The following is a 25,430-nucleotide window of genomic DNA, read 5'->3' as shown; positions in this document are numbered from 1 at the left end:
GAAAAGAGAATGGCAAGTTTATCAAATATCAGTATTAAGCGACCGGTGCTGGCCATTGTGATGTCATTGGTGATTGTGCTGTTTGGCTTTATCGGATTTACGTACCTGGGTGTGCGTGAATTTCCCAGTGTTGATCCGCCAGTAATCTCAGTGTCAACCAGCTATGTGGGTGCAAATTCAGATGTAATTGAATCGCAAATAACAGAGCCACTTGAAGATGCCATCAACGGCATTGCAGGGATTCGAACCATTACTTCTGCCAGTCGTGAAGGAAGAAGCAACATTACGGTTGAATTTGAATTAGGAATTGATCTTGAAGCTGCGGCCAACGATGTTCGTGATAAAGTTTCTGGCGCGATTCGAAATTTGCCGCCTGATGTAGACCCACCCGTGGTTTCCAAAGCTGATGCGGACTCAAGCCCGATTATTTTCTTTTCAATTCTAAGTGATAAGCGTGACTTGTTGGAGCTATCGCGTATTGCTGAGATAACTTTTAAAGAGCGCCTTCAAACAATACCGGGTATAAGTGTTGTACACATTTGGGGACAGCGAAGATATTCCATGCGTATGTGGATGGATCCGATCAAATTAGCCTCCTTGAAATTGGCTCCCTCAGATGTGCTTCAGGCATTGAACCGAGAGAATGTGGAGTTGCCATCCGGCCGGGTGGAAGGCGAGGCAACCGAACTAACTGTGCGTACGGTTGGCCGGTTGGTTACAGAAGAAGATTTTAACAACCTGATTATTAAAGAGGATGGCGATAACATTGTTCGGTTCAGTGACATTGGATATGCCAAGCTCGGTGCAGAGAATGATCGTACCTTACTAAGACGCGATGGTGTACCAAGTGTTGCGTTGGCCATAGTAGCACAACCGGGTGCTAATAATATCGACATTGCAGATAGAATGTATGAACGCCTTGAGCAAATCAAGCGCGATCTTCCTCCTGATGTTGAAATTCTTTTGAGTTACGACTCAACAAAATATATTCGGGCATCTATACTTGAAGTGCAAGAGACTATCATTATAGCTTTTGTACTGGTGCTTTCAATTATCTTCATTTTTTTGCGCGACTGGCGTACTACACTCATTCCGGTTGTTACTATTCCAATTTCACTTATCGGTACATTTTTTCTTATGTACCTGCTTGGTTTTACAGTAAATGTATTAACGCTGTTAGGAATTGTGTTGGCCATTGGTTTGGTGGTGGACGATGCTATTGTTGTGTTGGAGAATATTTATACAAAAGTTGAAGATGGTGAAGAACCAACGGAGGCGGCAAAAAAAGGTGCTGTTGAAATTTATTTTGCTGTAATCTCGACTACAGTTGCGGTTGTAGCTGTATTCCTTCCCGTAATATTTCTTCAAGGGCTAACAGGCCGGTTGTTTCGTGAGTTCGGTTTAGTTGTAGCCAGTGCAGTGGTGATTTCTTCCTTTGTTTCATTGTCACTCACGCCCATGATGTGTTCGCGCATTTTGAAAAAACGCGCCAAGCAGCCGTGGTTGTATCGGGTTACTGAACCCTTCTTTATTTGGTTAAATGATTTGTACACGCGATCCCTTTCAAGTTTTATGAAAATGCGCTGGATGGGATTTGTTATTATCGTTGTTGCGGCTGGTTTGATTTATTTGCTTGGAGCTAATATTCCAACGGAGTTGGCGCCAATGGAAGATCGGGGTGAGTTTCGACTTCAAATGCAGGCTACTGAAGGGGCCACATACGAGTACATGGATCAATATGTTAAAGCCATTACAGATTCAATTAATACTACATGGATTCCTGAACGAGAAGGAACGATTTCTGTTACGGCACCCGGTTTTTCAGGTGGAGGTGTGAATTCTGGTTTTGTGCGGGTGATGCTAACAGACGCAAAGGAGAGGGATCGTTCTCACGTTGAAATTTCAGATGATCTGACAAAGCGATTACGAACCATGACAGGTATTCGAAGTTTTGCATCATTACCACAAACAATTGGCGACAGAAGGGGTGGACTGCCTGTACAATTTGTAATTCAAGCGGCCGACATTGATAAACTCAAAGCTGTGCTTCCTGAATTTGTTTCAAAAGCTTCGGCAAATCCCAAGTTTACATTTGTCGATCTCGATTTGAAATTCAACAAGCCCGAAATAAGCATTTCCATCAATCGCGATAAAGCAAGAACCCTGGGTGTAAATGTTTTTGATATTGCTCAAACACTGCAATTGGGGTTAAGCGGTTCTCGCTTCGGTAACTTCATAATGGATGGTAAGCAATACCAGATCATTGGACAGGTGGAGCGTCAGGACCGTAACGAACCGCTGGATTTGAAAGCCTTATATGTAAAGAACAACCGGGGAGATTTAATTCAATTGGATAACCTGGTTACCATGCAGGAGTTGAGTAGCCCTCCGCAATTGTATCGTTTTAATCGATACTCATCTGCAAAGGTTAGTGCGCAATTAGCCTCAGGTGTTTCCTTGGGAGAAGGCATTGAAGAGATGAGAAAAATAGCGGATGAAGTGTTGGATGAAACCTACACAACGAGCTTAGATGGAACATCCCGGGAATTTGCCGAAAGTTCATCTACCATCTACCAGGCTTTTCTGATCGCCTTAGCTATCATCTATCTTGTTCTCTCCGGGCAATTTGAAAGTTTCCGTGATCCGTTTATAATCATGTTTACTGTACCACTAGCCTTGGCAGGGGCATTGTTATCGCTATGGTATTTTGATCAAACCTTAAACGTATTTAGTCAGATCGGAATCATCATGTTGATCGGGCTGGTAACTAAAAACGGTATTTTGATTGTGGAATTTGCCAACCAACGTAAAGAGCAAGGAATGAATCGGCTTGAAGCCGTTATCAATGCAGCTGAATCACGATTCCGCCCCATTCTGATGACCAGTATGTCTACTATTCTTGGAATTCTTCCCATTGCCCTTGCTTTGGGGGCTGGTTCAGAAAGTCGTGTGTCGATGGGTATTGCGGTTATCGGGGGCTTGCTGTTTGCCACTATCTTAACTCTTTATGTAATCCCGGCCATTTACTCGTATTTCAGTAGCAAGGAAGCACGAGCCGTTATTGAAGCGTAACTATGAGGTATCTTTTATTAGCACTTTTTCTTTTTCCTTTTTTGAGTTTAGCGCAGGAGCAGTTAAGCCTGGCGCGAGCTATTGAACTTGGGCTGCAAAACAATTTTGATGTTCAGATACAAAAATTGGAAATCGATATTGCCAGCCGCAACAACAATTGGGGACAAGCGGGTGCATTACCGTCAGTTAACTTAAATGGCAACCAAAACAACAACATAACTTATCGTCAGCCGGCTAACCCGTTTGCTGTTCCAGGTCAAAATATTTCCGGTAACCTGGTTGGTCAACTGGATGTACAATTCGTGCTTTTTGATGGTTTTTTTGTGCGCGTTTCCAAGCGTCAACTGGAGCAATTGGAAAAGGTAAGTTATGGAAATGCTACGTTGGTTATCGAGAATACGATTCAGGCAATAATACTGAATTATTATTTGGCCTTGATGGAGCGCGAACGCACCGACTTGCGAAAAAAGGTAATGGATTTTTCACGAGAAAGGTTTGATTATGTGAAGCTGAGGAAAGAATTGGGCGGTGCTATCACGTTTGATGTACTGCAGGCTCAAAATGATTACTTAACGGACTCAACCAATTACCTGCTTCAGGAATTAACCTATAAAAATACAATCCGGAATCTTAATGTTTTATTGAACGAAGATATCAGCACGGTATACACCCTAACAGATTCCCTTACTTTTATAGATGAGGTTTACGGCCTGGATGATTTGCGCAGAAAAATGACCTCAACAAATACCAATCTACGCAATCAATATATGAATCAGGAGTTGATGCGCCTGGCCACCAAAGCAGCTATGGCCGATCGCTATCCAACCGTAACGTTTAATACAGGAGTAAACGGCTCGCGCGACAGACTAAATGCCAATTTTGGATCCAATACTGGACCAGACGTAACAACCACCGTTGGTTATGTTAACGGAGACATCAATTCACCGGTAACAAATACAGCGCCTTCGAGAATCCAGGTTAATCAAACCAATAATGGATACTCATATGGAGCGTACGGAAACTTCACCTTGCGTTATACGCTTTTTAACGGGGGCCAGATTAACCGCAACATTGAGAATGCACAAGTGCGGGAGCAAATTGCTCAAATGAGTGTTGATCAGTTGAAACTTTCGTTGGAAAATGGACTTCAGGTAACCTATGATGATTACAACCTGCGCAGGCAACTCGTTGAAATTGCGAATGTTAAATTTAAGGCTGCAGAACTAAACCTGGAGTTGGCCAATGAGCGGTATAAAAATGGTGCGCTTAGTGCTATTGACCTTCGCATTGTACAGGAAGCGTATCAAAACGCAGCACTCGAAAATTTGCTGGCCATTTATAATGTACTGTTCAGTCGAACAGAACTTGTACGCATTACCGGTGGATTGGTGGATGAGTTTAATGCTAGGCCTGTGGAAGATTAACTCGCTGGAGTTTCTACCGCACCAGCCTTTGTAATCCAAAAATTATTATAACCCTCTCCTACCTGAATTCCCAATTGGCCCACAGCCAACAATTCAAGGATGGAAAGAAAGTTGAAGATTAAAGCAATCCGGGTTTTATAGGTTTCAACAATTTCGGTAAAAGAAACACGCTCCTTTGTGGCCACTTCGTTCAACAGGTATTTCTTCTGGTCTTCCATGGTGTACGGGTACTGAATAACCTGATGTACGGGTTTGTTTTTTTCAGCTTCAAAGCGCTTCAACACTTTTTCGAAAACCGTCATTAGTTTAAATAAGTCCACGTCCTGAAGTTCGGCTTCAACGTTACTGCTTTCGGCTAATGATTTCAGCTCCCGCATCAGGTTACCGCGCTTTTCTTTCATCAGTTCGGTCTCCTCCATTTTATGGAAGCTATCGATAACGGATTTGTATTTTTTGTACTCCAGTAAATGTTTTACCAGCTCTTCACGAGGATCAATTTCGTTACCCTGTTCATCAATTTGCGGACGAGGCAACAGCATTTTGGATTTGATCCGCATGAGCGTAGCAGCCACAAGGATGAACTCGCTGGCCACCTCCACATTCAGCGTGTCTAAATGGTGCAGGTAGTCAAGGAAATCTTTGGTGATTTTAGCGATGGGAATATCATAGATATCCAGCTCATCGCGCTCGATAAAAAACAATAAAAGGTCGAAAGGACCCTCAAAAAGGGGTAATCTGACCTCAAAATTCTCTTGTGCTGTTGTTGTCATGGAAGGGGCAAATTTATTCCAAATTTCCTTAGCAGAGGTGCTAAAAGGGGGTTCGTTACAATAAATAATGCCCGATCTGTTGAAATATGTATTTTTACAGAATTGTAAATGGTTTACCCAGCCAAAACAATTGGTTTAAGCCCATTGTTAAACGCTTTATACCTGAAAAATCATGCTTATCACGCCCGGCCCTCTTTTGGCTAAAATCAATAGCCCTGACGATGTAAAAAAACTCGATCAGGCCCAGTTGGTTCAGCTCTGTGACGAACTGCGTCATTTCATCATTGACAACGTGTCTGTTTATGGAGGGCATTTCGGGGCAAGCCTGGGCGTAGTTGAGCTTACGGCTGCGCTGCACTATGTTTTTAATACACCCAGCGATCAATTGGTTTGGGATGTAGGCCACCAGGCTTACGGCCACAAAATTCTAACAGGCCGGAAAAATGTGTTTCATACCAATCGTTTTTATGGAGGTATTTCTGGCTTTCCCAAGCGAAGCGAAAGTGAATACGATGCGTTTGGTGTGGGGCACTCCTCTACCTCTGTATCGGCAGCGTTGGGTATGGCGGTAGCATCAAAATATTTGAAAGAAGAGGATAAGCATCACATTGCCGTAATCGGAGATGGAGCCCTTACAGGCGGTATTGCTTTTGAAGGATTAAATCATGCGGGTGTTTCAAATGCCAACTTGTTGATTATCCTGAACGATAACTGCATGTCGATTGACCCGAATGTGGGTGCGCTAAAAGATTACCTGACTGACATCACCACGTCCAAGACATACAACAAACTTAAGGATGAGGTGTGGAACCTGCTGGGCAAACTGTCATCGTTTGGTAAAAACGCACAGGAGATTGTTTCGAAGATTGAGAATGGGATAAAGTCAACTGTACTGAGTCAAAGCAACTTTTTTGAATCACTTAACCTGCGATACTTTGGTCCGGTTGATGGTCACGATGTGAATCATTTGGTGAGTATTCTGAACGATTTGAAGTCGATTAAGGGGCCTAAAATTTTGCACTGCGTTACTGTTAAGGGCAAGGGCTATGCCCCGGCTGAATCGGGTAACGCTACCACATGGCATGCACCTGGTACGTTCGATAAGATTACGGGCGAGATACATAAAAAGGTGTACGACAAGCCGCAGGCGCCCAAGTACCAGGATGTATTTGGTCACACACTTGTCGAGCTTGCTAAACAAAATGATAAAATTGTTGGGATAACACCCGCCATGCCTTCCGGCTCTTCCATGAACATTATGATGAAAGAAATGCCGGATAGGGCTTTTGATGTGGGCATTGCCGAACAGCATGCCGTTACATTCTCGGCTGGTTTGGCAACACAAGGCATCATTCCGTTCTGTAACATTTACAGTTCATTCATGCAACGCGCCTATGATCAGGTAGTGCATGATGTGTGTATCCAGAATCTTCCGGTGAATTTCTGTCTTGACCGCGCAGGTTTTGCTGGTGCCGATGGACCAACGCACCACGGTGCATACGACATTGCTTACTTCCGTTGTGTGCCCAACATGATTGTATCGGCTCCGATGAATGAGCAGGAGCTTCGCAACCTGATGTATACGGCATCGTTGCCCAGAACAAAAACGGCTTTCTCTATTCGCTATCCGCGTGGACAGGGCGTGATGCCCAACTGGCGAACACCATTTGAAGCAATCGAAATTGGTACAGGAAGAGTAATTCGCGAAGGCGAAGAGGTTGCCATCCTGACCCTTGGTCATATCGGAAATTATGCCGTTGAGGTTAGCGAGCGATTGGAGAAAAAAGGAATCTCCATTGGGCATTATGATATGCGGTTCGTAAAACCGCTGGATGAAAAATTGCTGCACAAGATTTTCGCATCATACAAGAAAATCATTACGGTGGAAGATGGCTGCATTCAGGGAGGCTTTGGTAGTGCAGTTCTGGAATTTATGGCCGATCATAACTATCATGCTGAAGTAAGACGACTCGGTATTCCTGACCGTGTAGTGGAGCATGGCGAACAATCCGAGTTGCATCATGAATGCGGCTTTGATGCTGAGCATATCGAAAAGGCCGTGCATGAAATGCTTGAACTGGTGCATAAACCAGCCTGATAATTTTCATGATACATTATACCGAGGAGGGCAAGGGTTTTCCAATAGTACTGATCCATGGATTTTGTGAGACGAATCAGATTTGGTCGAAACTCACCCCTGTTCTGGCTACCAATTACCGGGTAATCGCCATTGATCTTCCGGGATTTGGCAAAAGCAATGAACTTAACCGTCCTTTTACACTTGTTGAGGTAGCTCAGCAGGTCATCAATTTTATTCAGCAGGATTTAAGACTTACTACCTGCGTGGTGTTTGGCCACAGTCTGGGCGGTTATGTTACGCTTGCTATGGCCGATCTGAAGCCCGAACTTCTTCATGGATTCGGGTTGATACACTCCACGGCATTAGCCGATTCGGAGGAACGAAAAATTTCCAGGGGAAAGGTAATTGAGTTTGTAGAGGAGCATGGCGTTCAACCCTTTGTCCGGTCTTTTATTCCCCCCTTGTTTTTCAGCCAATCTCATCCGGCTATAAGCGGTGCCGTTGCGCTAGCAGAGCAGACCAGCAAGCAAACATTAATCGGGTATACGGAGGCTATGCGTGGCCGCCCCGACCGTACGCATGTGCTTAAGGCGTTCACAAAGCCTGTATTATTGTTGGCAGGAGAAAGGGATACCATCATACCAGTACAAACGCTCGAGGAGCAGGCAAAAGTTACCTCTAATCCAACCCTGGTTATCCTCCATGGTGCGGCCCACATGGGCATGTTGGAAAATGTTACGGAGACGGGAGAAGCCATTCAGATGTTTCTCCAGCGCATAGGCGTTTGATCCGCTGCGTGTTTGAAATCATATTTTTTTATTTTTTTAGCTAAAAGTGTATTAAATTGGGATGGTTTTTTCCAAATACCGTTTAATCCAGTTAGGTTAAAATAAAAGAGGCACATATATTTGTTTAGACATTACCAATAAAACCAAAACCCACTTATGGAACTCATAGAAGCGGATTTTCAACCCTGGAACAGGATGGCCGAATACATTGCGTACGGCTGTTGGGCGTTAGCGCTCTTGATTGTTCTGTGGCACCTTGTAAAACTGGCTACCACCAGTGATCCAAAGACCAAGTACGATTACATTAGCCGCAACGAAATCAAATTACTGTGGATTGCTTCTGTTATTTTGATTGTAGGTTGTTGCTTTTATGCCAATGCGAACATAGTGGAACTAAACGCTATTCTGATTTTCGTGCGTGTTTTCACAACAGTTTCAATGGGCTTAATTGCTGCTCTTATTGTACAAAATCTGCTTAAGTTCTATTATCCGTTTTACATTGAAAAGCGCTTAAAAGTATTGCGTTACCAGCCAAGGATTTCTCCGAAAAACGGCCGCCCCATGAAGTTGTTAAGTGAAGAAGAAGAAGATGCTTACCTGGATGAAGGTATGCAGGCGGAAGAAAACGTTTTTTCTACTGATTATGATGTATGGAAGGATGAAGAAAGCGGCTATATCAAGATTGAAAAGTACGCAGGTCACCTTCATGCTTTGGAATGCCCTGAGTGTAATTACCAAACCTTTAAAGTAGCGAAGGAAGAAATTTTGAAAGCACCTACACCAACCGAAGAAGGTGAATTGCTTAAGCATTATACTTGTGGGTATTGCGGATACAAAGCAAAGAAAACCGTTACGCTTCGGGCGTCAACTAAATTTGAGGAAGCGGCAGCTACTGCTTAGTCAATTTAATTTGAAATTCTTGTATAAAAGGGCTTTCCATCCGGGAGGCCCTTTTCTTTTAAGCCATTTCCTGCGGAAGTTTGATTTGATCTGAATAGAATTTCATCCGGGTATGATTGGTGTCAAGCAGTGAAATTTTTTCAATGCTGGCCCATTTGTGATTCACAAAAACCTCAACATAGTTTTGCCCGAGTAAATACAAATTGATTTTGTAGTTGTAATACCGGATGGCCATCACAAATGTGCCGCGCTCATAAAGTACGCTGATTTTTCTGTCTAGTGTGTAATTCTTAAACTCAGCCCACGTGATCATGAACTAAACTTAGCGAAAAAACTTCTTGATCGAAAAAATTATCCGTTAAGCTTCTCTTTGAAAAACGCTACCGTTCGTGACCATGCCAGTTTTGCAGCCTCTTCGTTATAGCGTGTTGGTGCGGTATCGTTATTAAAGGCATGCTGCGCACCTTCATAAATATAGAGCTGATATTTTTTGCCAGCCTCTTTCAAGGCCTTTTCATACGCCTCAATTCCGGCATTAACGCGTTCATCCATACCGGCATAATGCAATTGTAATTCGGCTTTTATTTTTGGTACTTCTGCCAAATCTGGCTGGCGTCCGTAATAAGGCGCAGCAGCTAAGAGATCAGGTACCTGAATGGCGAGGTTGTTGGTCATCGCTCCGCCCCAGCAAAAACCAATGCAGGCAAATTTTCCGTTGCAATCTTTTCGTGTCTTCAAATAAGTAAACCCATGGGCAAAATTACTGATGGTCTTTTTACCATCCAGTTGTTGAAACAGTTCTCGGGCCTTGTCTGTATCGGTAGGCGTTCCGCCTAGAGGTGCCAACGCGTCCGGAGCAATGGCAAGAAAGCCTTCGAGTGCCATACGTCTGGTCACATCTTCAATATGCGGATTTAACCCCCGGTTTTCATGCACTACCATAACACCACCGTAAACACCGTTTTGTTTCGGGCGCGCAACATACGCGCGCATCGTAACATCATCAGCGGGGTAGTTGATATACTCTGTTATCAATCGATCATCCTGCAGCGGAATGGTAGCAGCATGCGCGTAGTTTACTTCAAGCAGAGGCAATACAGCAAGTGCGGCTGCTGTGCTTCCGGTTAAAATGGTAAGCCTGCGAATGAATTCTTCCCGCGAAAGCGGCTTGTGTGTGTATTCGTCAAACAGATTAATGATGCGCTGATCCATAGGTATAACGGTTGTTGTACCAGTAAGATCAAAAGTTCCTGCGCTTATTGCAAGGCTTTATCCAATGCTTTTGCAGCCTGGATAATGGCTTCCACGCTTTTGTGGTAAAAATCAAGATTTACTTTATCGAAATCATCAGTTGGACGGTGATAATCGGGATGATCTTCTACACCGAAATACACGAACGGTATTTTCTTCAAGTGAAAATTCATGTGGTCGGACTGGCTGGTCCAGTCATTACGACCCGAACCAGGTTGATCATGGCCAAACCGTAAGCTGAATTTTTCGGGTAAAGAAATTTTTTCGATCGGATTTTTTAATTGCGGATAGTGGTGAGTTCCGCATGCGTACAATTCATTTTTTTCATTGCGGCTGATCATGTCCATGTTGATGTTTAACGCAATGGATTCGCGAGCAAGATCTATTGTGTTTACAAAATGTGCTGAACCGCGCAGGCCCATTTCTTCCGCATCAAAAAATGCAAGGAGGATGCGATGTGAAGGTTTGTTCTTGGTAAAATATTCCGCTATCGCCAGAAGGGCAGCTGTACCAGATGCATTGTCATCAGTACCGTTGTAAATTTTACCACCCATTATGCCCATGTGATCATAATGTGCACTGATTACAATGGTTTCCTTTTTCGTTCCTTCAATAACAGCGAACACATTTGACCCATCACCAGCCTGCACCTGGCCAAAGGCTTGCGGAAAGGAAAAGGTTTGCACATAACCACTTTCAAAGAAGGGTTTAATGTTCAGCGTTTCTAAGCGGTTAATGATATACGATCTGGCTTTTGCGCTACCATCGGTTCCAACCCTTCTGCCTTCCAGACTGTCGGAAGAAAGAATTTTCAGGTCATTGGTAAGCCGACCAGCATCAAAAGAATACTGAGCAAGTGCAGTTTGTGTAAATAAAAGAACTGCGATAATAAGACCCCTGCAAACAATCATTCCCATAAAATAGAAAGCCCCTTTTCGGGGCTTAGGTTTTATAATTTTTTGGGTGAAAGACGGGACTCGAACCCGCGACCCCCAGAACCACAATCTGGTGCTCTAACCAACTGAGCTACATTCACCGTTAGTTTTTGCCCGAAAAACCCATAGGGGTCCGGGAAAGGACTGCAAATTTAGCAACTGCCAGACAATAACAAAACCAGACTTAATCCCGTTCGAACGTAAGCCTCTTGCCCATGCGGCTTTCATTAAAATGGCCATTTTCATACGCTAAATGTCCGGAAACAAAGGTATGGGTGATGCGCGACTTAAATGTTACCCCCTCAAACGGAGACCACTTGCATTTGGCCAGGATATTCTCCCGATTAACCGTCCATGGGTTGTTCAGGTCAACCAATACCAGGTCGGCAAAATAGCCTTCGCGGATAAACCCGCGTTTTTCTACCTGAAAAAGAATAGCCGGGTTGTGGGCCGTTTTTTTAGCGATCCACTCAAGTGAAACTTGCCCGCGGTGATAGAACTCCAGTAGGGCGTTTAAACTATGTTGCACCAACGGTCCGCCAGAAGGTGCCTTGAAATAATTTTGTTGTTTTTCCTCAATGGTGTGTGGTGCATGATCGGTTGCAATCACATCAATCCGATCATCCAGAAGCCCTTGAAGAATGGCTTTCTGATCGGCTTCTGTTTTAATGGCAGGATTCCATTTTATGTGCATGCCCAGGCGATCATAATCTGCATCGTTAAACCACAAGTGGTGAATGCATGCCTCGGCTGTGATTTTCTTTTTATCTAACGGAAGTGAATTGTCGAAGAGCGAAACTTCTTTGGCTGTGGAAATGTGCAGGATGTGCAAACGCGTACCGAACTTTTTTGCCAACTCAACCGCAAACGATGATGATTTGTAACACGCTGCTTCACTGCGGATTTCCGGGTGAAATTTAATGGGCATGTCTTCACCATATTTTTCCCGGTAGTCGGCTGTATTTTTTAGTATGGTGGCTTCATCTTCGCAATGTGTGGCGATTAGAAACGGAACTTTTGCAAAAAGATTTTCCAACGTTTTAGGATTATCCACCAGCAAGTTGCCTGTTGATGAACCCATAAAAATTTTCAACCCGCAAACCTTTTTTGAATTTGTTTTTAACACCTCTTCCAGGTTATCATTTGAGGTGCCCATGAAGAACGAGTAGTTTGCCAATGAATCGCGCGAAGCAATGTTGTACTTGTCTTCCAGCAGTTGTTGTGTGAAGGCAGGCGGAACGGTGTTGGGCATTTCCATATAGCTGGTAACGCCACCTGCAACTGCAGCGCGTGATTCCGTGAAGATAGTAGCCTTGTATGTAAGTCCGGGCTCCCGAAAGTGGACCTGATCGTCTATCAATCCAGGAAACAGGTACTTTCCGTTTGCATCAATTACCACATCTGCCTCATGTGCTGACAAATCAGCACCAATGGCTTCCATGTATTCGCCCCTGATCAGCACTTCACCCTGAAAGACCTTGCCTTCATTGACTATATTTGCATTGACGATTCTTGTTGATTTCATACTGTAAAAATACGCCCGCATGGCAGCAATTTCATCTTTTGAAGATTTTAAATTGAATAAACAGTTGCTGAATGCGATAGCCGATGCCGGTTTTGATCGTCCAACGGAAATTCAACAGAAATGCATACCCATACTCATGGGCGGTCAGGAGGTGATAGGCATTGCCCAAACCGGTACGGGTAAAACGGCAGCCTATGTTATTCCGGTGCTGATGAAGGTGCGTTATGCTCAGGGAACCGAACCACGAGCCATTATTCTTGCGCCCACCAAGGAACTCACCATTCAGATTGCTGAACACACAAAGCAGCTTTCAAAATATACGGATCTGCGGATTCTTCCGATTTATGGGGGCGTGGGACCCAAGACCCAAATCGAAGCGATTCAACAAGGGGTGGATATTCTGGTGGCTACACCGGGAAGGTTTATGGAGTTGTATCTGAAAGGAGATCTTCCAACCAAACAAATCAAAACACTTGTACTAGACGAAGCTGATCGCATGATGGATATGGGTTTTATGCCCCAGCTTCGAAAAATATTTGAAGTGATCCCGAATAAGCGGCAGAACATGTTGTTCTCGGCCACATTTAACCCACGTGTTGAAAAGTTATCCGCGGAGTTTTTAGAGTTTCCCATACGGATTGAAGTTACACCCCCGGCCACAGCGGCCAGTCAGGTACATCAGGAAGTGTATTATGTGCCCAACCTGAAAACGAAAATTAATTTTTTAGAGCACCTGCTCTCCGATCATGAAACCTTTGCTCGCGTGATGATCTTTACACGTAATAAGCAAACAGCGGATAATGTGTTTCATTACCTTGATCGTAAAGGACTTGGTCCGGTTCGAGTTATTCATTCCAACAAAGGTCAGAACAGCCGCATCAATGCAGTGAATGAATTTAAAGAAGGCAACCTTCGGATTTTGGTTTCAACCGATGTAACGGCACGCGGCATTGATGTAACCGGTGTGTCGCATGTTATTAATTTTGATGTGCCTGTGGTGTATGATGATTATGTGCACCGCATTGGCCGCACCGGTCGCGCGTTTCATGAAGGCACAGCCATTACTTTTGTAACCGATGCTGAACTGTATCACATCAAAAAAATTGAACGGTTGATCCGTGAACAGATTCCGGTAAAGCGCATACCCAAAGCGGTAGAGATTACCGAGACTTCCTTTGAAGAGGCGCAAGCCATGGCCCGGGAAATAGACCGGCAGAAGCGCAAGGAAAACCCTGATTTTAAAGGGGCGTTTCATGAAAAGGGGAAAGCAAAGAAGAAGTAATTGTGAGAAGTATAGCTGCATGCATTTTATTTCTTTTTTCATCTTTTGCTTATGCACAGGTAGCCAACGATAAAATTGATAACCGGATTGAATTGCATCTGGATTCTGTTCCGGTTTATTCCAACACCTATAATGCAACGGTCGAGTGGGGTTGTATTAACCGAGCGCTTACCAACAGTTGCCTGGTTTACCATAACGACCAATGGTTTTATTTTACGCCAACCGATTCAAGGAAGCAGTACCTGAATATTACAAATCAACAGTGTAAAAACTTCAAAGGTGTGCAAGTTGTGATCATAGAAGGTAATCCGTGTGAGACGTCAACGTATACATTAATCCATTGCACTTCTTTTACCGATCAGAACGATACGTTTATTGAATTGGATTCTCTCAAACCCGGAGTGCAATACCTGGTGTTGATTGATGGATTCCTTGGGGATCAATGCGATTTTGAAATTCAGTTCAGTACACGGCCATCAGGAATTCCGGTGCACCGGGATAGTAAGGACACGCTTTCGCTTCGGCTTGAACAAGATAGTCACCTGGTGAACCTTCAATGGGGTGCAAATCAATCACAGTTGGATGAGTTGGATCATTTTGAAATTTTCCGGCAGCAAGTAAACGCCTCCAAAGCAGTGGAACTTGCAGAAATTTCTATCTCAACCAACGCGTTGGGTAGACACATGGAGTACTACGTGTATAGCGACAGTCTCTCCGAGCATGGTTTGTTTGTATACCGGATAATAGGCATAACAAAGTCTGGTAACGAACGGATTATACTGGATGAAACCCAGGTTGAATTTTTTCCAGTAAAGCCTGCTCAGACTATTATTGAGCACGTCATTCAATTTCCGGTAACTTTCTCAGGGCCTGTCGAAATTGTGGTTTCTGATGCCATCAAAGGAACGGCACTTTTCGGAACAACTATAAAGGCTGATCAAAACCGTTTAGTGCCATTGGATGTAACCCATCTTGTTAATCGCGGTTACCGGTTTTTTCGAGTAAAGGCGGTGCACGTAAAATCCAGGAATGTGTTTACACAAACCTATGCGTTGAGTGATGATGGGGAGTGGATAGTGGTGCCTAAATAAAAAATCAGCCAACAGATTGCTCCGTTGGCTGATTACGTCATTTATAATTGACTAATTGATATTATCCGTTCATCGATAACAAAAACTCTTCATTATTTCGGGTTCCTTTCATCTTCTGCAGCAGGAATTCCATCGCTTCGTTGCTATTCATGTCGCTCATAAACTTGCGGAGTATCCACACGCGCTGAAGTTCTTCTTCCTTCATCAACAGGTCTTCACGTCTGGTGCCGGAAGCCGGAACATCAATGGCCGGATACACACGCTTGTTGGAAAGCTTGCGATCGAGCTGCAATTCCATGTTACCGGTACCTTTAAATTCTTCAAAGATTACTTCGTCCATTTTCGAACCGGTGTCAATCAAGGCAGTAGCAATGATGGTCAGCGATCCGCCATTTTCAATATTACGGGCCGCACCAAAGAAACGCTTGGGCTTGTGCAACGCGTTGGCATCCACACCACCGGAAAGAATTTTACCAGAAGAAGGAACAACGGTATTGTAAGCACGCGCTAAACGTGTAATAGAATCCAACAGAATCACAACATCGTGTCCGCATTCTACCATACGCTTGGCTTTTTCCAATACAATGCTGGCCACTTTTACATGGCGTTCAGCCTGTTCGTCAAACGTAGAGGCAATCACTTCTGCTTTCACGTTGCGCGCCATGTCGGTTACTTCTTCAGGGCGTTCATCAATCAGCAACACGATCAGGTAAACTTCCGGATGATTTTCGGCAATGGCATTGGCAATGTTTTGCAGCAACACGGTTTTACCGGTCTTAGGCTGTGCCACAATCATACCGCGCTGACCTTTTCCGATAGGCGCAAACAAGTCGAGTATACGAGTCGACATGTTGTCGTGTGTGGTGCTCAGCCTGAGTTTTTCTTCCGGGAAAAGTGGCGTGAGGTATTCGAACGCTACGCGGTCGCGTATTTCTTCCGTGGTTTTTCCGTTAACGGATTCAACCTTTAATAGGGCAAAATATTTTTCTCCTTCTTTCGGAGGGCGGATGGTTCCTTTTACAGTATCACCGGTTTTTAAACCGAACAGTTTAATCTGTGAAGGCGAAACATAAATATCATCCGGGCTGGCCAGGTAGTTGTAATCGGAAGAGCGGAGGAAGCCGTAGCCATCCTGCATAATTTCCAATACACCTTCGTTGTCGATTACGCCATCGAAGTCGCGGATGTTGGGGCGTGATGCTTGTTGCTGTTGTTGTGGGTTGCGCTCATCATCACGTTTTTCGTGACGGGGCTGTTGTTGTTCAACTTGTTTTTTAGGGGCGGGTTCTTCGAAGGTGGGAGTGGTGGTTTCAAGATCAAGGTTGATGGACTCCAGGAGTTCATCGGTTGATAGCTCTTTCTCCTGTTTAGGTGTTGGCGCAACGTTTTCGCGTCTGCGTGGCCTCAGGTTTTTGCCTTCACCCTTACCTTCATTGGAAGGTGCCGATTTTTTTGGAGCCGGGGCTTCCGGGGTGATGGCCTGCTGGTCGAGTATCTTGTAGACCAGGTCTTGTTTGGAAAGTTTTTTGGCGTTCTTCACGCCCATTTTTTCTGCAATTTCTTTCAGCTCGGAAAGAAGTCTGACATTCAGATCGTCAATTGTGTACATGTTAAAAAATGAATAGAGTTGTTTTGATGGTTGTTAATCCGGTTGGGTGTTCATCAGAGAAATTTCTGAAACGCGTTCAATGAAAACAGGGTCGTTTTTAAAGTTCAGCTAAAGTTCAGTAAGCTAGTGCGGTATATATGAAAGGGCTTTAGAATATGCCCGATGACGTTGCAAGTATAGGCCAAAATTGATTACAAACAAAAATCCTTATAGAATTTGTTGGGTTTTAGCCCCCTTTCGATCATTCAAAAACCTAATTTTACAGCCGAATTTAAAACGCATAGAGTATGCTTCAGGTTTCCATTTTGCGCGAGCAGCGCGACCGTATCATTAAAGGACTTGAAAAGCGGAGGCTGAAAGATGCCGCTGCGTTGGTAGATCAGGCGATCGAACTGGATCAGTCGCGCAGAGATACCCAAAAACAAGCCGATGACCTGAAGGCAAAATCCAATGCTGAAGCCAAGCGTATAGGTGAGTTGATGAAGGCTGGGAAAACTGATGAGGCCAACACCTTGCGTGCGGCCATTGCCAGTGAAAAGGATCAGCTAAAGAGCCTTGAGCAAAAGCTTAGCGGGTTAGAAGAAGCGTTGAAAATACAGTTGTATAAAATCCCGAATGTGCCGGCTGAAAAGGTTCCGGCAGGGGGTGGCGCTGAGGATAACATCACCGTACATGAACATGGAAAAATCCCTCAGCTTGGCGCAGATGCATTGCCGCACTGGGAGTTGATCAAAAAGTACGACATCATCGACTTTGATTTAGGGATTAAAATAACCGGTGCAGGATTTCCGGTATACAAAGGCAAAGGGGCCAAACTGCAGCGTGCCTTGATCAACTTCTTTTTGGATGAAGCCGAGAAAGCCGGCTACCGTGAAATGCTTCCGCCTATTGTGGTGAATGAAGCTTCCGGCTATGGCACCGGGCAACTTCCCGATAAGGAAGGTCAAATGTATTTTGTTCAAGAGGATGGACTGTACCTGATTCCAACTGCCGAGGTTCCCATCACCAATTTGTATCGTGATGTAATGCTGACGGAAGATCAGCTTCCGGTAAAAAATGTGGGATACACACCATGCTTTCGCAGAGAGGCCGGAAGCTGGGGTGCGCATGTTCGCGGATTGAATCGCTTGCACCAGTTTGATAAGGTTGAGATTGTGCAGGTACGCAAGGCGGAAGAATCATACCAGATATTGGATGAAATGTGTGCGCATGTTCAGGGCTTGTTGGAAAAATTGGAATTGCCTTACCGAAAGCTATTGCTCTGTGGCGGAGATATGGGTTTTAATTCAGCCATGACCTACGACATGGAAGTGTTTGCCGCAGCCCAGCAGCGTTGGTTGGAAGTAAGCTCCGTGAGTAACTTTGAAGCATACCAGTCGAACCGGTTAAAACTCAGGTATAAGAACAAAGACGGCAAAACCGAATTGTTACACACCCTTAACGGTAGTGCGTTGGCGTTGCCACGGATTGTAGCTGGTATCCTGGAAAACAACCAAACCTCTGATGGCATTAAAATACCCAAGGTATTGGTGCCTTATTGCGGGTTCGACAAAATCAGTTAATACAGCTACGCAATCGTATGAAGTAAGTTTTAGAGAGGCTTTATTGATTTTTCTCGTAAAAATCACAGACCTTTGTTTTGTTGATTACGTATATGTGCTTACGTAAAGCCATTTTTCTGATCCGCTTACTACTCATTGTAATCTGTATTCAGTTTACAGCGCCTGCTGTAATGGCTATGCCTTTAACAGCCGGAGGGCATGAGCAGGGCACCTTCGTTCCCATAAAAAAGACGGGTAAACCCTTAAGCACTTCTTCACTATTTGAAAAAACAGAAACTGAAGGCGAAAGCGAAAGGCTTAAGTTCGATGCAGTTGAAATCGAAGATATTTCAGCCTCATGCCATTTTCGTTCTCAAACGTTTCAATCACCTTGTGCCAACAGCCCGATTGTTCTTTACGGGCATCAGCCACCACTCTTCAGGCTGCATTGTGTTTTTCTGATTTGATTTTTAAGGATCGCTGAATCATCAGCATGGGTTTGAACCCTGTTCGAACCATCGGCTTTAATCCAAAGTCATTTTAGAAATTCTTAGAAATTAAATTTTATTCGATTGAAACACGCTCAGTTTAATGAGCATGAAGTACTGAAAGAGCTAAGCCACTATTTGCCCGCGCAAGCTCCGTTGAAAGACTTTATTCATCACAACACACTTCATGCTTTCCAGGATTTGCCGTTTGAAAAAGCTACCCGATATGCTGCAGAACTTTTTGGGTACAAAACATTGCTCATGTTGGAGGAATACCGTTCGTTATTCCATACGGGAAGAATCAGTTCATCCGTTCTGGAGAAAATAGTTTCTGCCCGAAAGGGAAATGCCCTGGTTGATGTATGGAAGCGAAAACTTTTGCACGAAGATTACCCGCCACCCCAATCACCCCGGATTGGTGCTTTGCGTTCACGATGGAAAAGGGATTACCGTGTTGACCTGGATTCTCTTGTTCATCCCTTTCTGTTTCGAATTCTTTGCAGTTACCTCGATCAGGGAATTGCCATGTGGGGATTTCCGGTTTGGCATAAAGGGTTTCTGGCGTCCATTCGGGAAATGGAGCGCACTAGCCTGACGAGCTTTTTCAAATCGAAACGTGCAAAGCACTATTTACTTCAACACCACAGCCTGACCAGTTTATTACGGGAGGTAGTGGGCAATGAAAAATATTTTAAGCAGTACGTGTTCGATCAGCAGTTTGCCCATCAGGGTTGGTCGGGGATGGTAGCAGTAATTGAAAATGATCCACATGTATTATTAGACCGCAAGAAAATCTCGTTGCATGACCTGATCGTATTTGAATTGCTGCTGGAGATTGATGCATTGGATACTCATTTTGAAGAAGGATGGACTCCGCTTGGGCATTTGACAGGCGAGAAGCCAATCGATTTGTTCGAAGAAGTCAGTTCAGCAGAACACCATGAGGTTTTGGTGCTGTGGCAAGAAGCTTTTGAATGGACGTATTATGATGAAGTGCTGCTTGGTTTAAAGTTGGGATCAAATGGAAAGCAGGATTTATCGGCTAAAACCTTTCAGGCCATGTTTTGCCTTGACGACCGTGCGTGTTCGTTGAGACGGTACCTTGAGCGACTCGATACACATTGCGAAACGTATGGCACGCCTGGTTTTTTCAATGTTGAGTTTTTCTACCAGCCCGAGCATGGAAAATTTTTAACCAAGCTATGCCCGGCACCGGTAAGGCCTCAGTATCTGATTAAAGAAAAGGGCACGCGTAAAAAGCATGAGCGTGATGTTCATTTTACCAAACACAGTCATGGCTTATTCAGGGGTTGGCTCATTTCGCAAACACTTGGTTTTTGGTCGGCATTAAAACTCTTCATTAATATTTTCAAGCCATCCATGAGTCCGGCAACGGCCACTTCGCTGCGGCATATGGACAAACATTCAACACTCACTATAGAGTGTAAACATCCTGAGCATCGCGAAAAGGATTTGCAGGTTGGCTTTACAATTGATGAAATGGCTGATCGGGTGGAGGGGTTGCTAAAGAGCATCGGACTGGTGAAAAATTTTGCACCGTTGGTTTATGTTGTTGGCCACGGATCGAGCAGTGTCAATAATCCACATTATGCAGCCTATGATTGTGGCGCATGTTCAGGAAGACCAGGCTCAGTTAATGCACGTGTGGTTTGTCACATGGCTAATCACAGGGCAGTGCGTGAAGTGTTGAGCGCACGCGGTATTGATATTCCGGCAACAACCCGTTTTGTTGGTGGCTTGCACGATACAACGCGCGATGAAGTGGTGTTCTTTGATGAAGAAACACTTTCTCAGGAATTAGCAGAAGCACATATGCGCAATGTGCTGGTGTTTCATACGGCTCTTGATTTAAACGCAAAGGAACGTTCACGTAGGTTTGTGATGGTTAACAGCAAACTCAATCTTGACAAGGTGCATGATGCTGTGCGCAGAAGATCGGTCTCGTTATTTGAACCGCGACCAGAACTTAATCATGCCACCAATGCCTTGTGCGTAATCGGTAGAAGAAACCTAACCCGACACGTGTTTCTCGACCGAAGATCATTTCTTAATTCGTACGATTATCGGGTTGATCCGGAAGGAAAATACCTACTCAACATTTTGAAAGCAGCTGCACCCGTATGCGGGGGCATTAATCTGGAGTACTTCTTTTCGCGTGTGGACAATCAAAAACTTGGAGCGGGCACAAAATTGCCACACAACGTAATGGGGCTGTTTGGGGTAGCAAACGGAATTGATGGCGATTTGCGTCCCGGCTTACCCAGCCAGATGGTTGAGGTACATGACCCGGTTCGTCTGCTTACCCTTGTGGAGCATAAACCCGATGTTGTGTTGCGCGTAATCCAATCCTCTCCACCAACATATGAGTGGTTTGAAAACCAATGGGTTCACCTCGTAGTGGTTGATCCGGAGACACATGAGTTTTGGTTATACCGGGATGGTACATTTGCTCCCTATGATCCGGTAGAGAAGCCCATGTTACAGGCGGATGATCTCGCTCCTGTATTTGAAACCCATTCAGAAAATTTACCTGTTTACTTAATCCCCTAAGTCATGCGACCAGAACTTTTCATTCAAGTGTTTGTGGGGATTCCGTTGCTTGGATTTCTGCTGAGTTTAATCGTTTCGCGAAGCCGGGAGATGTTTATTTCGCGACTTGCATTTGGCACCATTGGCGTTAACCTGTTAGCGGTGATGATCTTCACTGGATATTGGTTGATGGAAGGACAGCCTACACTTAACCTTCGCGATTTCTCCATTTTCAAAACGCAGGGATACGAATTCTTTGTCGATTTCTGTTTTGATAAGATAACGGCTGTGTATTTGTTGGTGGGATCGATACTCTCTTTTTTGGTTACGTTGTACAGTCGGTATTATATGCACCGCGAAGAAGGGTACAAGCGGTTTTTCAATACCCTATTGTTCTTCTACCTCGGGTACAACCTGGTGATCGTTGCCGGTAATTTTGAAACGATGTTTATCGGGTGGGAGATGTTAGGCATATCATCTTTCCTGCTCATTGCATTTTATCGCGACCGGTATTTGCCGGTAAAAAATGCAGTAAAAGTTTTTTCTATTTATCGTGTAGCTGATGTAGGCTTTCTGCTCACCATGTGGATGAGTCATCATCTTTGGCATGAGAACATCACATTTGTTAAGTTAAACGATGCGGCATTTGTTAATGAACACCTGGCATCTCATTCGGCAATCGGAGTATTCATTTCTTTGATGATTCTGATTTCAGCTGCTGCCAAATCTGCACAGCTTCCGTTCTCATCGTGGTTGCCGCGTGCCATGGAAGGCCCAACGCCATCCAGTGCCATTTTTTACGGATCACTTTCGGTGCATATCGGTGTGTTTTTGTTGCTACGCACTTTCCCGTTTTGGGAACACCAGTTTTCTATTCGCATTTTAATTGGTGTTCTTGGCCTGGTCACCAGTCTGGTCGCTACAGGTATTGCACGTGTTCAGTCTACGGTGAAAAGTCAGATCGCATATTCCTCTATCGCACAGATTGGTTTAATTTTTATTGAGGTAGCAGCCGGTTTTGAAAACCTGGCGCTTTTTCATTTTGCAGGCAATGCTTTTTTACGAACCTATCAGCTACTTGTTTCGCCTTCGGTTGTAAGCTACCTGATTCGCGAGCAGTTTTATCATTTTGTTCCACGCGAACACACGGTGGAGGATTCACTGCCAAAGCGAATTGAATATTCTTTTTATATGCTCTGTTTAAAAGAATGGAACCTTGACTCTTTCATGTATCGCTATTTATGGAATCCGATGAAGACAGCCGGAAATGCATTGGGTTTTTTCTCCGTGAAGCGTGTTGTTATATTCTTTCTAATGGTTACACTGTTGGGGTTGGGTGTTCACGCCATTGCGCAAGCATTGCCTGATGAGTTTGTCAAATCACTTCCGTTTGCATTTGCTTTGCTGGCAGTAACCATGGTATTGAAATCCTTCACAGAGCGAAAGAATGTGTTGGCAAGCTGGATGTTGATAATTGCTAATCATTGTTTGATTGCACTGGCCGTTTCATTCAATGAGCTTTTTGGGCTGGATCATATTGTGATTTACCTGAGCGGTGTAATTGCATTTGGCATTCTTGGGTACCTGGGCTTACTCCGGTTAAAGATGCTGGAGGGCGATATTGACCTTGATCGGTTTCATGGTTATGTATATGCGCATCCGAAAATCACCTTTACCTTTTTATTAAGCTGCCTGGGTATTGCGGGCTTTCCGATATCACCAACCTTTCTGGGTGAAGATTTAATATTCACGCACATTCATGCATATCAGTATGGTCTTGCCTTTTTGGTGGCGCTGAGTTTTATCCTAAATGGATTAGCGCTTATTCGGATTTATGCGCGTGTTTTTCTAGGACCACATGTTAAGTCCATGTATGAGATGGCCTATCGGTCATCCTGATTAACACAATTCATCAAACATTAAAGAAATCAACATGAAGACAATAGATATTCCAAAAGACGGTATTGAAGGATTTAAACAAAATTGGAAGCAAGATGCACTCTCTGGCTTCCTGGTTTTTCTGCTGGCGTTACCACTCAGTTTGGGCATTGCCAAGGCGAGTGAGTTTCCACCAGCGATGGGCGTGTTAACCGCCATGGTTGGGGGATTGTTTGTAAGCTTTTTTGCAGGATCGCGCCTTACCATTAAGGGCCCTGCGGCTGGCTTAATTACTATTTGCGCTGCAGCTGTTACAGAATTCGGTGGTGGCTCTGAAGGTTGGCACCTGGCCCTTGGTGTAATTGTAGTGGCATCCTTAATTCAAATAATTTTCGGTTTCCTGAAGTTCGGATCACTCAGCGATTTTTTTCCGCACTCGGCTGTGCACGGCATGTTAGCTGCCATTGGCCTTATTATTTTTTCAAAGCAGATTCATGTGTTGCTGGGTATTGATCCGGCCACGCTGAAAGGCCTTGGGCCGGTTGAATTGTATGAACGTATCCCGCACTCCATCATACATGCTGATCCGCGCGTAACGCTGGTGGGTATCGTAAGCCTGGTAATCATTTTTGGAATGCCGTACCTGAAGGGAAAAATTTTTAAACGTATACCTGCGCCAATGGTGGTGCTGCTGGTCACTATTCCAATGGCACTTATTATGGATTTCAAGCACACCGAGCCCGCCTTTGATATGGTAAGCATTGGTGATTTTTGGAGTAACGTGGGTTTCAACGCAAGCTTCGCAGCCATTGGTACGTTTGTTTTCTGGAAGTACGTCTTTATGTTTTTGTTTGTGAGCAGCCTGGAGTCGTTGCTTACGGTTAAGGCAATTGATGGATTGGATCCCTGGAAAAGGGTCAGTAATCCAAACAAAGACCTGGCTGCAGTTGGTGCAGGGAATGCCATTGCCAGTTTATTGGGTGGTTTGCCTATGATATCTGAAGTGGCACGAAGTTCAGCGAACATCAACTTTGGGGGACGCACACGCTGGAGTAATTTCTTTCACGGATTCTTTCTGCTTGCTGCGATGATCTTTTTTATACCGGTAATTGAAATGATTCCCAATACTGCATTGGCCGCTTTACTGATTGCAGTAGGTTATCGACTCGCTTCTCCAAATGAGTTTTTCAAAACCTATAAGATTGGTTCGGAACAGCTTGTGGTCTTTGTGACAACTATTATTGTTACCGTAGCTACGGATTTATTAATAGGAGTTTTTGCGGGTATCCTTATGAAGTTTGTATTTCACGTCATTAATGGTGCACCTTTACGGTCGCTGTTCAAGGCCCGGTTTGACGTTCAGGAATCCCAGCAGGAATATGCCATAAAAATTAGAGATGCAGCTATCTTTTCTAATCTGATCGGATTCAAAAAGTTATTTAAGCAGCTGAAACCGGCAAAGACGGTAACCTTAAATTTCGCTGATGCAAAGATTGTCGATCATACCTTCATGGAACAACTACATCATTTTGAAGAATCATTCGGGCATGAAGGCGGAAAAGTAAATGTAACCGGGTTTGAGTATTTTGAAAACTTCTCAAATCATCCCTTGTCGGCCCGTAAGGTTTCAGTGAACAATAACAAGCTGGAAATTAAACTCAATGACCGCCAGATTAGTTTGCGCAAGTATGCGAGTGATTTTGGCTTTACCTTTTACCCACAAAAGGTAAAGAATACCTTTAAGTTTAAGGACTTCCCGATTTTGCAGGGTATTAAATTTCAGTATGAAGAAAATGTTCTCGTTCGATACAATGAATGGGCACGGTATGAAGTGTCAGACATCAAGCTTTCTGAGTTTGCTTTACAGGCACAATCCGATTTGGTGATCACTGTGCTTATGATCAGCGAAACTGAGGTTCACTTGCCTGATTTTGCCCTGGAACCGGAAAATCTTTGGTCGAAATTTTCTGAAGGCGTTCAAGGTAAAGACATTGATTTTTCTGGAAATCCGGTTTTTTCAAAGCGCTACTATTTGCGCGGTACGGACGAAAGGGCAGTTAAGGAATTTTTCAATGAGCCTGTTATCAATTTCTTTGAATCACATAATGGCATTCATGTGGAGTCTCATCGAAACAAAATTTTGATTTATCTGAAAAGGGATACGCTTGATCCTGAAGGCATCCATAACTTGATTGCATTCGCAGATGAATTTGTTCAGTTGTGCCAATTGCAGCCGACAACATAGT

The 25,430-nt window shown here is 44.2% G+C and carries 18 protein-coding genes and 1 tRNA gene; 12 read left to right on the top strand and 7 right to left on the bottom strand.

From position 1 onward, the window contains the following. The first annotated feature begins 9 nt into the window (after positions 1-9). Both QY309_15930 and QY309_15925 read left to right on the top strand, forming a co-directional pair. Positions 10-3,072 (top strand): efflux RND transporter permease subunit, encoded by a 3,063-nt coding sequence (locus QY309_15930; protein ID WKZ59340.1) that lies wholly within the window; start codon positions 10-12, stop codon positions 3,070-3,072. A 2-nt stretch (positions 3,073-3,074) separates the two neighbouring features. Then, positions 3,075-4,496 (top strand): TolC family protein, encoded by a 1,422-nt coding sequence (locus QY309_15925; GenBank protein ID WKZ59339.1) that lies wholly within the window; start codon positions 3,075-3,077, stop codon positions 4,494-4,496. Here the strand turns inward: QY309_15925 and QY309_15920 are convergent. Then, the gene (locus QY309_15920) at positions 4,493-5,266 is read right to left on the bottom strand and encodes a segregation/condensation protein A (GenBank protein WKZ59338.1); all 774 of its coding nucleotides are present in this window, start codon (positions 5,264-5,266) and stop codon (positions 4,493-4,495) included. The two genes, QY309_15925 and QY309_15920, sit on opposite strands and share 4 nt — an antisense overlap. 172 nt (positions 5,267-5,438) lie before the next feature. Here QY309_15920 and dxs point away from each other — a divergent pair, with 172 nt between their 5' ends. From dxs to QY309_15905, 3 genes are all read left to right on the top strand, one after another. Beyond that, positions 5,439-7,364, top strand: coding sequence for a 1-deoxy-D-xylulose-5-phosphate synthase (gene dxs, locus QY309_15915; protein ID WKZ59337.1), 1,926 nt, complete (start codon positions 5,439-5,441; stop codon positions 7,362-7,364). Positions 7,365-7,372: 8 nt separating this feature from the next. Then, positions 7,373-8,134, top strand: a complete 762-nt coding sequence (locus tag QY309_15910) for an alpha/beta hydrolase (GenBank protein WKZ59336.1) — start codon at positions 7,373-7,375, stop codon at positions 8,132-8,134. A gap of 156 nt (positions 8,135-8,290) precedes the next feature. After that, entirely contained in the window at positions 8,291-9,034 is a 744-nt protein-coding gene (locus QY309_15905; GenBank protein WKZ59335.1) for a hypothetical protein, read from the top strand. A gap of 58 nt (positions 9,035-9,092) precedes the next feature. Here QY309_15905 and QY309_15900 read toward each other — a convergent pair whose 3' ends face one another. The 5 genes from QY309_15900 to QY309_15880 form a co-directional block, all read right to left on the bottom strand. Beyond that, positions 9,093-9,347 carry a hypothetical protein gene (locus QY309_15900; GenBank protein ID WKZ59334.1) on the bottom strand — a complete coding sequence of 85 codons (255 nt, stop codon included), beginning with the start codon at positions 9,345-9,347 and terminating at the stop codon, positions 9,093-9,095. A 38-nt stretch (positions 9,348-9,385) separates the two neighbouring features. Further along, positions 9,386-10,246 carry a dienelactone hydrolase family protein gene (locus QY309_15895; protein WKZ59333.1) on the bottom strand — a complete coding sequence of 287 codons (861 nt, stop codon included), beginning with the start codon at positions 10,244-10,246 and terminating at the stop codon, positions 9,386-9,388. Between the two features lie 44 nt (positions 10,247-10,290). Continuing rightward, positions 10,291-11,202, bottom strand: a complete 912-nt coding sequence (locus QY309_15890; protein WKZ59332.1) for a M28 family peptidase — start codon at positions 11,200-11,202, stop codon at positions 10,291-10,293. A 44-nt stretch (positions 11,203-11,246) separates the two neighbouring features. Then, positions 11,247-11,322, bottom strand: a tRNA-His gene (locus QY309_15885). A gap of 82 nt (positions 11,323-11,404) precedes the next feature. After that, the gene (locus tag QY309_15880; GenBank protein WKZ59331.1) at positions 11,405-12,745 is read right to left on the bottom strand and encodes a dihydroorotase; all 1,341 of its coding nucleotides are present in this window, start codon (positions 12,743-12,745) and stop codon (positions 11,405-11,407) included. Between the two features lie 19 nt (positions 12,746-12,764). Here QY309_15880 and QY309_15875 point away from each other — a divergent pair, with 19 nt between their 5' ends. Further along, complete coding sequence (locus QY309_15875; GenBank protein ID WKZ59330.1) at positions 12,765-14,027, top strand: DEAD/DEAH box helicase; 1,263 nt, start codon at positions 12,765-12,767, stop codon at positions 14,025-14,027. 2 nt (positions 14,028-14,029) lie between these two features. Beyond that, positions 14,030-15,118: a hypothetical protein gene (locus QY309_15870; protein ID WKZ59329.1), complete on the top strand. Its 1,089-nt coding sequence runs from the start codon at positions 14,030-14,032 to the stop codon at positions 15,116-15,118. A 61-nt stretch (positions 15,119-15,179) separates the two neighbouring features. On the opposite strand, the gene rho is transcribed toward QY309_15870, so the two are convergent. After that, positions 15,180-16,727: a transcription termination factor Rho gene (rho, locus tag QY309_15865; GenBank protein WKZ59328.1), complete on the bottom strand. Its 1,548-nt coding sequence runs from the start codon at positions 16,725-16,727 to the stop codon at positions 15,180-15,182. Positions 16,728-17,014: 287 nt separating this feature from the next. On the opposite strand from rho, the gene serS reads away from it, so the two are divergent. The 5 genes from serS (at position 17,015) to QY309_15840 (ending at position 25,429) form a co-directional block, all read left to right on the top strand. Next, complete coding sequence (gene serS / locus QY309_15860) at positions 17,015-18,289, top strand: serine--tRNA ligase (GenBank protein WKZ59327.1); 1,275 nt, start codon at positions 17,015-17,017, stop codon at positions 18,287-18,289. A 92-nt stretch (positions 18,290-18,381) separates the two neighbouring features. Beyond that, entirely contained in the window at positions 18,382-18,735 is a 354-nt protein-coding gene (locus QY309_15855) for a hypothetical protein (GenBank protein ID WKZ59326.1), read from the top strand. A gap of 99 nt (positions 18,736-18,834) precedes the next feature. Next, entirely contained in the window at positions 18,835-21,327 is a 2,493-nt protein-coding gene (locus QY309_15850) for a DUF2309 domain-containing protein (protein WKZ61712.1), read from the top strand. Positions 21,328-21,330: 3 nt separating this feature from the next. Next, positions 21,331-23,205, top strand: coding sequence for a proton-conducting transporter membrane subunit (locus tag QY309_15845; GenBank protein WKZ59325.1), 1,875 nt, complete (start codon positions 21,331-21,333; stop codon positions 23,203-23,205). A 34-nt stretch (positions 23,206-23,239) separates the two neighbouring features. Beyond that, entirely contained in the window at positions 23,240-25,429 is a 2,190-nt protein-coding gene (locus tag QY309_15840; GenBank protein WKZ59324.1) for a SulP family inorganic anion transporter, read from the top strand. The last annotated feature ends 1 nt before the right edge of the window (position 25,430 follow it).

It is taken from the genome of Cyclobacteriaceae bacterium, from assembly GCA_030584025.1.
Lineage (GTDB): Bacteria > Bacteroidota > Bacteroidia > Cytophagales > Cyclobacteriaceae > UBA2336.
This window is presented reverse-complemented; position numbering and strand designations above follow the sequence as displayed.

Coding starts and splice junctions, on each gene's coding strand:
- QY309_15925 (WKZ59339.1), top strand. CDS start 3,075: ATGAGGTATCTTTTATTAGCACTTTTTCTTTTTCCTTTTTTGAGTTTA.
- QY309_15900 (WKZ59334.1), bottom strand. CDS start 9,347: ATGATCACGTGGGCTGAGTTTAAGAATTACACACTAGACAGAAAAATC.
- QY309_15875 (WKZ59330.1), top strand. CDS start 12,765: ATGGCAGCAATTTCATCTTTTGAAGATTTTAAATTGAATAAACAGTTG.
- QY309_15845 (WKZ59325.1), top strand. CDS start 21,331: ATGCGACCAGAACTTTTCATTCAAGTGTTTGTGGGGATTCCGTTGCTT.
- QY309_15930 (WKZ59340.1), top strand. CDS start 10: ATGGCAAGTTTATCAAATATCAGTATTAAGCGACCGGTGCTGGCCATT.
- QY309_15920 (WKZ59338.1), bottom strand. CDS start 5,266: ATGACAACAACAGCACAAGAGAATTTTGAGGTCAGATTACCCCTTTTT.
- rho (WKZ59328.1), bottom strand. CDS start 16,727: ATGTACACAATTGACGATCTGAATGTCAGACTTCTTTCCGAGCTGAAA.
- QY309_15840 (WKZ59324.1), top strand. CDS start 23,240: ATGAAGACAATAGATATTCCAAAAGACGGTATTGAAGGATTTAAACAA.
- QY309_15855 (WKZ59326.1), top strand. CDS start 18,382: ATGTGCTTACGTAAAGCCATTTTTCTGATCCGCTTACTACTCATTGTA.
- QY309_15890 (WKZ59332.1), bottom strand. CDS start 11,202: ATGGGAATGATTGTTTGCAGGGGTCTTATTATCGCAGTTCTTTTATTT.
- QY309_15905 (WKZ59335.1), top strand. CDS start 8,291: ATGGAACTCATAGAAGCGGATTTTCAACCCTGGAACAGGATGGCCGAA.
- QY309_15910 (WKZ59336.1), top strand. CDS start 7,373: ATGATACATTATACCGAGGAGGGCAAGGGTTTTCCAATAGTACTGATC.
- dxs (WKZ59337.1), top strand. CDS start 5,439: ATGCTTATCACGCCCGGCCCTCTTTTGGCTAAAATCAATAGCCCTGAC.
- serS (WKZ59327.1), top strand. CDS start 17,015: ATGCTTCAGGTTTCCATTTTGCGCGAGCAGCGCGACCGTATCATTAAA.
- QY309_15895 (WKZ59333.1), bottom strand. CDS start 10,246: ATGGATCAGCGCATCATTAATCTGTTTGACGAATACACACACAAGCCG.
- QY309_15880 (WKZ59331.1), bottom strand. CDS start 12,745: ATGAAATCAACAAGAATCGTCAATGCAAATATAGTCAATGAAGGCAAG.